General features: G+C 41.0%; 5 protein-coding genes. All 5 read left to right on the top strand.

All coding sequences use genetic code 11. The annotated features are described in order from the left end of the window. Nucleotides 1–37 precede the first annotated feature (37 nt). The 5 genes from AAU57_RS08540 to AAU57_RS08520 all read left to right on the top strand — a co-directional run bounded on the left by AAU57_RS08540 (nucleotide 38) and on the right by AAU57_RS08520 (nucleotide 12,844). Nucleotides 38–3,901 (top strand): ATP-binding protein, encoded by a 3,864-nt coding sequence (locus AAU57_RS08540; protein WP_156340070.1) that lies wholly within the window; start codon nucleotides 38–40, stop codon nucleotides 3,899–3,901. A gap of 165 nt (nucleotides 3,902–4,066) precedes the next feature. Next, nucleotides 4,067–7,234 carry a SusC/RagA family TonB-linked outer membrane protein gene (locus AAU57_RS08535; protein ID WP_082438588.1) on the top strand — a complete coding sequence of 1,056 codons (3,168 nt, stop codon included), beginning with the start codon at nucleotides 4,067–4,069 and terminating at the stop codon, nucleotides 7,232–7,234. A 10-nt stretch (nucleotides 7,235–7,244) separates the two neighbouring features. Next, nucleotides 7,245–8,789, top strand: a complete 1,545-nt coding sequence (locus AAU57_RS08530; protein ID WP_055412508.1) for a RagB/SusD family nutrient uptake outer membrane protein — start codon at nucleotides 7,245–7,247, stop codon at nucleotides 8,787–8,789. A gap of 18 nt (nucleotides 8,790–8,807) precedes the next feature. Beyond that, the gene (locus tag AAU57_RS08525) at nucleotides 8,808–11,183 is read left to right on the top strand and encodes a glycoside hydrolase family 3 N-terminal domain-containing protein (RefSeq protein WP_055412507.1); all 2,376 of its coding nucleotides are present in this window, start codon (nucleotides 8,808–8,810) and stop codon (nucleotides 11,181–11,183) included. Further along, nucleotides 11,183–12,844 carry a sulfatase gene (locus AAU57_RS08520; RefSeq protein ID WP_082438587.1) on the top strand — a complete coding sequence of 554 codons (1,662 nt, stop codon included), beginning with the start codon at nucleotides 11,183–11,185 and terminating at the stop codon, nucleotides 12,842–12,844. Before AAU57_RS08525 ends, AAU57_RS08520 begins: the two co-directional genes overlap by 1 nt. Nucleotide 12,845 lies beyond the last annotated feature (1 nt).

The following is a 12,845-nucleotide window of genomic DNA, read 5'->3' as shown; positions in this document are numbered from 1 at the left end:
GATATTCTTTATACACAAAAGTAATCAATTCGGCATTTTGAGATTTCCAATAATCATCACATTTATTCTATTGATAAGCGTTTCAAACGGTGTCTGGGCACAGGATGAGATGATCTTTGAACCTTTGACTGGTAAGGAAACCATAGGTCAAAGTATTACCTATGATATAATACAGGAAGAAAGTGGCATGCTCTGGATCGCTACAGAAGAAGGTGTGCTTAAACATAACTCCATTGACTTTACCATTTATAATACTAATAAAGGTCTTGAGAAAACATTGGGCAATCAAGTATCCCAAATTTTTCAGGATCAGAACGGCGAGATCTGGATAGGCACCTCAAAAGGAATAGGTCGCTACAATGTGGTCAAAGACATCTTTGAATCTGTGGATTATTCTGGAAACGTGGTTCCAACATTGGTTACCTCGATCGTACAACATCCCGAAAACGGCATTTACGCTCTGGATTATAACGGTTTGTGGCGATATGATGAATCATCACAGCAAATGGTTCAAAAGGTTGCGAACTCATCCATGGTTGACATGGCGATTTTTGATAATGTCCAGTATCTCATTTCCTCCAACACGATTTATAGATACGATGATAACCTAAACGCGCTGCAAGAAATATACACTGCGGCTGGTGAGGAATATAGCTTTATATCTCAGGCCAATGGTATGCTATTTATAGGTACTGCCGATGGTGAACTTCTCCAATGGGATCGCAATAAACTCGTCTCACTTTTTAAGGGAACAGGTAATGTTCGATCCTTGATTTTTGATAGCGGCGCCTATTATTTAGGCCTTGATGGAAGCGGTGTATATGAGTTATCTAATGACTTCAGTTTACGTCAAGTCTATAATAGTGATGAAGATGACCCTAATTCCATTTCTAATGATGGTGTTTATAAAATAATAAAAGGAAAAGACGAGCGATACTGGGTAACAACCTATGGCGGCGGCGTGCTTGCCATGCGACCTAAGTCACCATTTTCCATTTATAAACATGAACTTAATAATGATAACAGCCTTAAATCCAATTATGTAAGAAGCGTAGTCGAAGACCAGCAGGGAAATATCTGGTTCGGCACGAAAAAAGGGATTAGCGTTCTTGAAGTCGCAACTCAAAAATGGACGCATCTCACTTCCTTAAACAGGTCTGGAACCAATACGATTGTGACAGCTCTAGCTGTACAAAATGAAAATGTTTATATAGGAACATATAATCACGGTTTTTTCAAGATAAATTCTCGAACCCTATCGATTACCGACTTATCACAGGCTTTTGAAAATTCCAACGCGGCAAGCATCATTTATGATATTTTGATATCGGAAAATGGTGATGTGCTCACAACAGGACTGCGAGGTACGACGGCTATTTTTAGAAATGACGCAATAATTGAGACCATCCCAATACCTAATGGTCGTGCCCTACGTGAAGTAAGCAGCACTGAAATTTTACTTGTGACTCGGTTAGAGGTATTTAAAATCAACCCTAAGACACAAGAGTTTAAAAGCATAGGTGACCTTAAGTCTAGCGAGGCCGTAAAATTCTCTAATCTGCAGGATGCGATTAGCACCAATGGCAACTACTATCTCGCCAGTAATGGTGCTGGAATTGTAAGAATCGACCCTTCAGGGAATCTAAGTTCGATTAGTATCAAAGATGGTATGCCGTCAAATACGGTTTTAGCATTCTTGAATGTCAATGACTCTGAATTATGGGCTTCCACCACAAGAGGTCTGGCGCGGTTAATCAATACACCCGGAAATACTCAGGTCTTTACGTATGATAATTTTGACGGTAGCCTAAATAATGAGTTCATATTTAATAGTGCGACGCAACTTCAAAACGGGAAATTAGCTTTTGGCTCTACAGACGGCGCCATAATTTTCCAACCCAGAGAGATACCCATCACTGCTCAAGTTCCTAACATCGAGCTGGATGAGTTATTCATCAGCAATGAAAAAATCGATGTTGGAGAATCACCGTTGTCCACAAATCTTAATCAGCTGGAGACATTATCGTTGGGACCCGATCAAAATTCCATCGAAATCAGTTTTGTCGGGATCACCTTTCAACATCCAGAAACCATTACCTATCAATTTATGCTGGAAGGTTTTGATAAGAATTGGTCCCAACCAGACAGCCAGAACTTTGCCACCTATACCAATCTAGAATATGGAGATTATGTATTTAAGGTACGCGCCATTAATAAGTACGGTAAGCAAAGCTCTATCAAGGAATTAAAAATCACCATCAGTCCGCCATGGTATTTGACTAATCTCGCGATCGTCACCTACGTGATTTTGTTTTGTTTTTTCAGTTACATCATTTTTCATTTTACCAGGATATTGATCAAAAAGAAAAATGCTGATGAGCAGATTGCCTTTTTCAATAATATCACTCACGAGATTAAAACACCACTAGCTGTTCTTATGTCCTCGTTGGACAGAGTCACTACAGAATCTCCAGATAAGGATGAATCCAGAAAAAGAATCAAGAAAACGGTGCAGCGCATCAATTCCTTGTTTGAACAGTTGCTCAATTTTCACAAGGTGACATCCCAAAACAGCATTGAACAGCATTTAAAGGAATTTGATATCAAGCATCACGTGAGTGAGCTTGTTGACGATTTTAAACCTATGACCCAAGAAAGGAACATCAGCATTTCCTTAAATACAGACCTTACTAATAGTCACTTTTACCACGATCGAGATATTTTGGACAAGGTAGTATTGAATATTCTTTCCAATGCGATCAAATACAGTAATGACGGCGACCACATCGATATCTTCTTAAGTAATGTTCAAAATGGAGACCTTAAAATCCAAATTGTAGATCAAGGAATTGGTATCCCTAAAGACCAGCAAAAGTTTATTTTGAAAAATTATTACCGAGCCAACAACGCAGTCAATAGTCAGCGGCCAGGTACAGGACTTGGTCTGGTAATGGTTCAAAAGCTTATTGAAAAAAGTGGTGGTACCATTTCATTTACCAGCAAGGAAAATGAAGGAACCATTTTTACCATGATCCTTAAAAATTATAAGGAAGCCTTTACTGAGAAAGAATCCCAGCGCGTCATTGTTGATCCTACATTAATAGACAAGGACGACGCCCTTCAGGATGAGCTTAATAGTTTGAGTGACAGTAAAATACTAGTGGTAGAAGATAATGATGACCTTAGAAATTTGATGGTAGAGAATCTAGCGCGCTACTTCCAGGTTTTTGAAGCTGCAAATGGTGAAGAAGGTCTTGAAGTGGCACACCAACAATTTCCAGACCTGATACTCACAGATTTGATCATGCCCGTTATGGATGGCATGGAGATGTCCCGTAAACTTAAAGGAGACATCAACCTAAATCATATTCCCGTGTTTATGCTCACGGTACTACAAAATTCTACCCAAAAGCTCGACAGCTTACAAAGCGGTATTACAGAATATTTGGAAAAACCAGTGAACTACAAGCTACTCCTGGCCAAAATCATCAATACGCTCAATTATCAAAAGCAACTACGCAAACGATACATGCAGGAGAAGGATTCCAATAATGCAGCCATTTTCAAAAATGAAAAGGATCAAGAGTTCCTGCAAAACCTGGAGAAGAACATTATTGACCATCTAGATAATGATGAATTTACAGTTCATGACCTGGCTGCAAAAATGGGAATGAGCCGTACCTCTTTATATATGAAACTCAAGAATCTGGTAGATCTATCGCCACAGGATTTTATCATTACCACAAAGCTAAAACTTGCTAAAAAGTTATTGATAGAAACTGATTTGAGCATCAAAGAAGTGGCATTTAGGTGTGGTTTCACGAGCCCAAAATACTTCAGTACATCGTTCAAGAAATTCTACGATATGACTCCTACAGGCTTTTTAGACAGTTTGAAATAGAATGTGTAGAGGTATCTCGCTTTCGCGAAAGCGAAAAAACTACAACCTTTTCGTCAATTTTAAGTTCTGACAATCAAACGGTTGACGATTAACAAACCTATTGTGATATTTAGTTGCGGGAAATATTTTAGTTAAATTTTAACTTGGTCGTATAATGATCAAGACATGAGTAAAATTTTCTACCTCCTTCTTTGCCTACTACCATTATCGGTAATGGCGCAACAAACCGTCACTGGTACGGTTTACAATGAAAACAACGAACCTCTCTTAGGAGCATCTGTTTCTATAGAAGGTCAAACCACTGGTGTGGTGACCGACTTTGATGGTAAGTTTACCCTAAACGTAGAGCGTTTCCCCACTAACATCCTTATCGCTTATCTAGGTTATAAACCTAAAACGCTAGCGGTAGAACAAGCGGGTAACGTTACCGTTACTTTAGAACCTAATCTACAGGGACTCGATGCCATTGTAGTCATAGGTTATGGTGAAGTCCAGAAAGGAGAACTCACCGGTGCGGTAGGAACTTTAAAACCTAGACAAGAAGCCGTTAATGTTAACAATAGTGTAGAAAGCCTTATACAAGGACGTGTAGCCGGTGTGCAGGTACAAGCGCAAGGTAACGAACCTGGAGCACCACTCTCCATAAAAATACGTGGTCTTAATAGTTTGACCGGTAGTGGTGAACCACTGTATGTCGTGGATGGAATTATTGTAGACAGCGCAACGGAAGATACTCTGGATCCATTATCTGGTGGTAGTTCATATCTAGCACCACAAGGTGGTATCGCTGGAATCAATCCTAGAGATATTGAAAGTATTGAAGTACTAAAAGATGCGAGTGCCACTTCCATTTACGGTTCTCGTGGATCCAATGGGGTCATCCTTATCACAACAAAGCAAGGTAAAGCTGGTAAAGCCGTATTTAGCTATGATACCACCACAACCATAGGTACGGTCACTAATGATATTGAAGTCTTAAACTCAGATCAATATGTGAACTATCAAAATGATTCTAGAGCGGTAAGAGGTTTTGACCCTGCATATTATAGATATCCTGATGGATCTGTTGCAACGTTTGAAATGAGTGAGCAATTCATGATCGATAACGCCGCTACTATAGAACGTTTACAGCCGGTAGACTGGAGTGAAGATATCTATCGCACGACCATTTCAACCAACCATCGCTTATCTGCCCGTGGTGGTAGTGAGACCAGTAAATACTTTATTGCTGCTGGATTTGTGGAAACAGAAGGTGTCATTCCCAATGCGTTTGCGAGAAGCACAGACTTTCTTGCCAACCTAAGCAATGACCTAGCACCTAAACTTAAATTGGATAGTAAGTTCGGAGCCACATATACCAAAAACTCTTCTTCAAAAGGAACTGATAACCTAGGTGGGATCAACAACAACATCATACGTCAGATTGTATCTGGTGTTCCATTTTTAAATGATGAGATCAATAATGATGGGTTAGACAATAGCGAGGCACTAGATGGACCACGCGCATGGTTGAATGACTATGATGATTTGAGTGATGATCTAAGGTTGCTAGGAGCCTTAAAGTTGAACTATGACATCTCTCCTACTTTTGATTTCAAATCAACCTTTGGTGCAGACTACCGTTACAAGCAACGCCAGGTTTATTATGGTACAGCAATATCAAGAGGCGCTCAAGCAAACGGTGAAGCTGGACTTAGTGAACTAAAAAGATTCAGATATAACTGGGACAATACGCTAGGATTCAAAATGAAATTTGGCAAAAACCATAAAATCAATGGAACTGTTGGTGTTATTGTCGATCAGAGTCAAATCGAACGTAATTCCAATCAAGCGTCTAATTTTCCAGACCAGAGCCTACGTGCTGACGGAATCTCTACTGGTCAGGTTTTTCAACAACCTTTCTTTGCCAAAGAGCGTGAAACTATTCTATCCTTTTTGGGGCGTGTGAATTATACATACAGAAATAGGTATCTATTTACCGCAACTTACAGAGCAGATGGTAGTAGTAAGTTTGTAGAAGGTGAGCGATTCGGTCACTTCCCATCTGTGGCACTAGCTTGGAAAATGGATCGTGAAAAATGGTTGAGAAAGTTTGAAAATCTATCGAACCTGAAACTTAGAGTGAGTTACGGTTTCACAGGAAACCAAAGAATACCAAACTATCAATACTTAGCGCCATACGGTCCTACACAAAGTCCCTACAGTGATGCGACTGGTGGCGCTCTTACAGCCCTAATACCTCAAAACCTTTCCAACCGTGAATTGACTTGGGAAACCACAGAACAACTTAACCTAGGTTTGGATTATGGTTTCTTTGATGAAAGAGTTTCAGGTTCTATAGATATTTATAAAAAGGATATCAATGACCTGTTACTTAATCTAGAAATTGCTCCTTCCACTGGTTTTGAAACCTATTTTGCAAACAACGGTGGACTTGAAAACAAAGGGATTGAATTTTCCATCAACGCAGATATTATTGATGGTGAGGACTGGAAATGGAATGTTTACGGAAACATTGCAGCAGTCAAGAACAAGATCACCAATTTAGGTAGACCAGCAGCACAATTTGGAACAGAATTCGCTCCAGGTTATTTAGGATCTCAAATATCTGGAGGTAACTTTTTCAAAGTACCAGCAAATATTTATTTACAAGGTAGACAGGCTGGCTTGTTCTACGGATTTGCTACCGACGGAATTATCTCTGATCAAAGTGAACTGGATGACTCACCAGACTATAGAGGTCAAGCGCCTCAATTAGGTGATGTTAGACTGGTAGATCAAAATGGTGATGGTAACATCACGGACGAAGATCTTACGATTATTGGAAACCCTAATCCAGATTTCAATTATGGATTCGGTTCCAGTGTAAGCTATAAGAATGTATCCTTAAGCTTCTTCTTCAATGGTATTGAAGGAAACGACATTGCAAATGGTAACCTTTTGAGAGAAGATTATGCAGACAATAGTTCTTCTAACGTGAGAAGACAGGCATATCTAGATGCGTGGTCACCAGAAAATCCTGACGGAGCTTTTCCAAGAGTAGGATATGATCTTGCAGATGAAACTGGATTTACAGATAGAATTGTAGAAGATGGTAGCTTCTTACGTCTTTCTTATGTGACATTAGGATTTAATATCCCAACCACTGAAAAGTCCTTCTTTACAAATGCCTACCTGTCAGTTTCTGGACAAAATTTATTGTTGTTCACTAAGTATAAAGGCTTTGATCCAGAGGTAAATAGCTTTTCATTTGACCCAGGCCGTCGCGGCATTGACTGGCAATCATTTCCCAACCAGAAATCATTTGCAGCATCCCTTAATCTAACGTTTTAAAAAAAACACTATGAAAAAAATCACATATATATTCGGGTTGTTCATTCTTCTAATTGGTTTTAATAGTTGTGAAGATCTATTAGAAGAAGAGCCGGACACCTTCTTTAGTCAGGACCAAATTTTTAGCACAGAACAAGGTCTGGAGAGCGCCGTTAATGGTTTGTACGCCAGTTTTGCAGATCCAGGTTATCACGGTAGTTCATTACATGGTTTGCTGATGCCTGTGTCAGGTAAATTCTATTCAAACCAAGGAGCTAGTGAAGATGCTACCAGTCTCAATACCTTACCTAACAACACGTGGATCGAGAGAATGTGGCCTCAAATGTATAGCACTATCAATGTGGCTAACGAGATCATCTTAAATCTGGAGTCTGGCTCTGACTTAGCAAACAAAGACCTTGCACTGGGTCAAGCATACTTCATTAGAGCAGCCACTTATTTTGACTTAGTACGTCTTTTTGGGCCAGTGCCGTTAAGGTTGGCTCCTTCCACCTCAGAGACCTTAAATGCTCCAAGAGCAGAAAAATCATTAGTATACACCCAAATCATTCAAGATTTTGAGGCGGCGAAACTTTTATTACCTGATTTTGGAGAGTACCGTCCAGAGCGTCCCGTAAAATGGGCTGCTTATGCTTACTTAGGTAAAGTGTACATGCAAATGGCTGGAGAAGATGGCGGCGATCCATCGTTATGGCAAAATGCCTATGATCAAACGATTGAAGTGTATCAAAAATACAGTCTCGCTCCTACGCATGCTGCATTGTTTGATCCGACTAACGAGAACACTTCAGAATCAATTTTTGAAATTCAATATGGTCAGAATGGTGCCGTCCGTAATGCAGATATCATTCGTTTTTACACTCCAAACGATTACTACATCAACTTTGACACATTCGGCCGTATACGACCGAATAAAGAAGTCTATGATCAGCATGTGAATCAATATCCTGGAGACCCTAGGTTGGAATCCACCTTTATCGCAGGATCCTATCAACGTTACAACAGTAATAGGATGGAATTTCAAGAAAGAACCATTTATCCTAGAAGAACCAATGGTAATGACGGTTTTCCAGTGTTGAATAAATATCTCGATCCAGGGTTTAATGGAACGACTACCAGCCGTAATTTCCTGAAGTTCAGATATGCCGATGTACTTCTTATGTTAGCCGAAATCGAAAACGAACTTAGAGGTCCTGATAATGCTTATCAATATGTCAATGAAGTTCTAGCGAGAGCAAGAACTAACAGCGATGGAACTATAGCTGCAGAGCCAGCCGATTTTGAAGGAATGACACCAGAAGAGTTTAGAACCAGAATCCTTAGAGAACGTCAGTATGAGATGTTAGGTGAAGGCCATATCTGGTTTGACACTAGACGTCGCGGTTATCAGTACTTCTTGGAAGAAGTCATAAATACCCACAATAATTTTGATAACCTAGGAAACCAAGACTACATCTATCCAACTGATCGTAAAAATATGTTGCTGCCTATCGCATCGTCAGAAATTAACGGTAACCAATTGATCCAGCAATCCGATCAAAATCCAGGTTACTAATCCTATTTAAAAGAAGATATGAAAAAAAGAATAATAGATTTTGGCATACTGGCAGTAGCGATTACCGCCTTGATTATCTCTTGCGCTAGTATGACCAGCAATACAAAAGCAAATTCCGACTATATCCTTTACAAGGATGCTAGCGCACCCATTGAAGATCGAGTAGATGATCTTATGAAGCGTATGAGTCTGGAAGATAAAGTGTATCAAATGTGTCAGTACGTAGGACTGGAACACATGAAAGAGGCCGAAGCAAAGCTTACTCCAGAACAGCTGGATAAAAACGATGCTTTAGGCTTCTATCCAGGTGTACGCAGCGATAGTGTCGCACGATTGACTGAGGCCGGTCATATAGGTTCGTTCCTTCACGTTGTAACTGCAGAAGAGGCCAACTATCTACAACGACTTGCCCAAAAATCACCTTTGCAAATTCCGTTATTGATCGGAATCGACGCGATTCACGGTAATGGTTTGGTAAGTGGTTCTACCATCTACCCATCACCTATTTCACAGGCAGCGACTTTTGCAGATGATTTGGTCAAGGAAGGTAGTCGTCAAACCGCCCTAGAAATGAGAGCCAGTGGTATGCACTGGTCCTTTACACCTAACATTGACGTATTGCGCGATCCACGTTGGGGTCGCACCGGTGAGACGTATGGAGAAGATCCATATCTTGTTGGCAACATGGGAATTGCCGCCATTACAGGATTGCAATCAGATGATTATGCAGGTTCAGACCACGTGATCGCCTGTGCCAAACACCTCATCGCTGGTAGTTCATCCATCAATGGGCTTAACGCCTCACCTACTGATGTTTCTAAGCGCACCCTTTTTGAAATCTTCCTACCACCATGGAAACGTGCCGTAAAAGAAGCTAACGTCTACAGCATCATGGCGGCCCACAACGAGGTTGCCGGTATGCCAGGTCACATGGACAAGTTCATGATGACAGAGTTGATGCGCGACCGTTGGGGATTTGAAGGGTTTTACGTGAGCGACTGGAACGACGTTTCCCGCATCGATTTATGGCACCATGTCGCCAAAGACTTTAAACAAGCCGTAGAATTTTCTGTGGATGCTGGAATGGACATGAACATGCACGGCCCAACCTTTGACAAGCACGTGATCGCTTTGGTTAAGGAAGGTAGTCTGCCTATGTCCAGAGTTGACGAGGCTTGCCGCAAGATCTTGACCACTAAGTTCAAGATGGGATTGTTTGAGAATCCTTTTGTAGATGAAGAAAATGTTGAGAATGTCGCTTTCGCGAAAGCGCACCAACAAAACGCCCTGGAACAAGCCAGAAGATCCATCGTATTGCTTAAAAACGATAAGAACATCCTGCCGTTGAAATCTAGCGGAAAGATTTTCATTACAGGACCCAATGCAGATAATCAAACGACATTGGGCGACTGGGTATCACCACAGCCAGAAGAGAACGTAGTCACTATGTATGAAGGAATCAAGGAAATAGGCGAGGCAAACGGCTACAGCGTTGATTACTTTGACAGCGGCGACCGTTCCAAAGAGATTACTGACGAGAATATTGATAAGGCTGCCCAGAGAGCAAGCAGTGCAGATATGACGATTTTGGTTTTGGGAGAAAACTCCTTCCGTCATGACTGGCCTCGTAAGACCACTGGAGAGAACATAGATCGCGCTACTTTGAAACTATCAGGGAACCAGCTGAAGTTGGCTAATAAAATTCTTGATCTAGGTAAGCCCGTCATAGTCGTCTATGTTTCAGGAAGTCCTATTGCAGAACCAGAACTGGAAGAACGCGCCAGCGCCGTATTGAACACCTGGGAAAGTGGTGCTTTTGCAGGTACCGCCACAGCAGAAATTCTATTTGGAAAAATCAACCCATCTGGAAAACTTCCACTAACGATTCCGCGTAGTGTAGGTCAATTGCAAATGGTGTACAACCACAAACCAACAGCGTACATCCATAAGTATAATACGGAGAAAAAGGTACCGCTACACCGTTTTGGTCAAGGATTGAGCTACACCACTTTTGAAATGGGCGCACCTAGTATTTCTAAAACATCATTCTCCAGTAAGGATGACAAAATTGAGGTTACCGTCGATGTCAAGAATACCGGTAAAATGGATGGTGAAGAAGTGGTACAGGTTTATGTTCGTGACAACATAAGCTCTTTCACAAGACCCGTAAAAGAACTTAAAGGTTACAAAAGAGTAGCCATAGACGCTGGAGCTTCTAAAAAAGTAACCATCGAGCTAGATGCAGACGCATTTGCACTTTATGATCGTGATTACAACTATGTCATTGAAGAAGGAGATTTTACCATCATGGTAGGAAATTCCAGCGATGATAAAGTCTTGCAAGAAGTCAATGTAACAGCTTCAAATTCCATCACCCTTGAAAAAGCAAACTAATGAAGAGTCTTAAAAAAACACATATAATTGGAATTACTGCCCTACTTCTAACGCTGTGGAGCTGCAAGAACGATACTTCAGACACATCGCCAGAATTGGCTATGGCTCAAAGTGAAACAGCTGAGACCAGTAGACCCAACATCATCTACATCATGGCAGATGACCTTACCACACAAGCCATTAGTGCCTATGGTGGTATTTATAAAGACATCGCTCCTACTCCTAACATCGACAGACTTGCTCGTGAAGGAATGTTATTTCAGGATGCCATTTGTACAAATGCCATATGTGGTCCTAGTCGCGCTGCGATCCTAACGGGTAACTATAGCAACCGCAATGGCTACTATAAGAATGAAAGTGGAGGAAAATTTGACGCAAGCCAGTGGACTTTCCCACAGGAGTTTCAAAAAAACGGGTACCAGACAGCACTTTTTGGTAAATGGCATCTAGGTACTGAGCCTGTAGGTTTTGATACATTCAAGTATCACAATAGCGCTGGTCAACAGGGACACTATTGGGATCCTGTATATAATGAGAATGGTGAGGACGTCAAAGAAAAGGGCTATGCCACTAATTTAAGTGCAGATTTTGCTCTGAACTGGTTGGAAGCTGGCCGCGAGAAGCAAGATCCTTTTATGATGATCCTGCAATTCAAAGCACCACATAGACCATGGGAACCAGATGAAAAATATGAGGATCTATGGGAAGATATGGAAATGCCTTATCCAGCAACTTTCAATGATGATTATGAAGGTCGCGAACTTACCGCCGGAGATACTGAAATGACTATGGACTATTTCTCGCGCAGAGATATGAAGTACGAGGAACCGGCAAACCTAAAGGGAAGAGAAAAGATTGAGTGGGCTTTTTACGGTGCCAAAAAAGGTGAAATCGTACAGCCAGATGGAATGACGGCCGAAGAAGGAAGAAAATGGAGATATCAAACCTACATTAAGGATTACCTAGCCTGTGTGAAGTCTGTCGATGACAACATAGGTAGAGTTTTGGAATATCTAGATAAAAACAATCTGGCAGATAACACCATCATCGTTCTCACATCTGACCAAGGGTTCTATTTAGGTGACCACGGCTTTTTTGACAAACGTTTTATTTATGAAGAAAGCGTTAGAATGCCCTTTATTGTAAAGTACCCAGGTGTTGTAAAGCCAGGAACTGTAAATGAAGACGTCATTGCAAACATCGACTTTGCTCCTACACTCTTAGATCTTGCCGGTATTGAAACCGATCAGGATATGCACGGTAAAAGCTTTAAAACCTTATTGAAAGGCAACACTCCAGATGACTGGCAGCAAGCCACCTATTATCACTACTACGAGTGGCCTTACTGGCATCATGTGCAACCGCATTATGGGATAAGAACGCCTAAGTTCACGTTGGCTCACTTTTATTACAACATTGACGTATGGGAACTTTACGATCTAGAAAAAGATCCCAAGCAAATGAATAATATTATTGATGATCCAGCCTATCAGGACACCGTTGTGGAACTTAAAAATCAGCTGGCACAGTTGATGACCAAATATGAAAACAACAGATCGTTAGAAGATTTCAGAAAGATAACGGATACTGATTATGGCTCTATCGTAGACCAAAAAGATAGCGAGACCAGTGTACAAGACGTACTTACTGGATCAGATTAAT

This window comes from Nonlabens sp. YIK11, from assembly GCF_001413925.1.
Taxonomy (GTDB): Bacteria; Bacteroidota; Bacteroidia; order Flavobacteriales; family Flavobacteriaceae; genus Nonlabens.
Note: the sequence above shows the minus strand (reverse complement) of the source record. Positions and strands in the feature narration are given on the sequence as shown.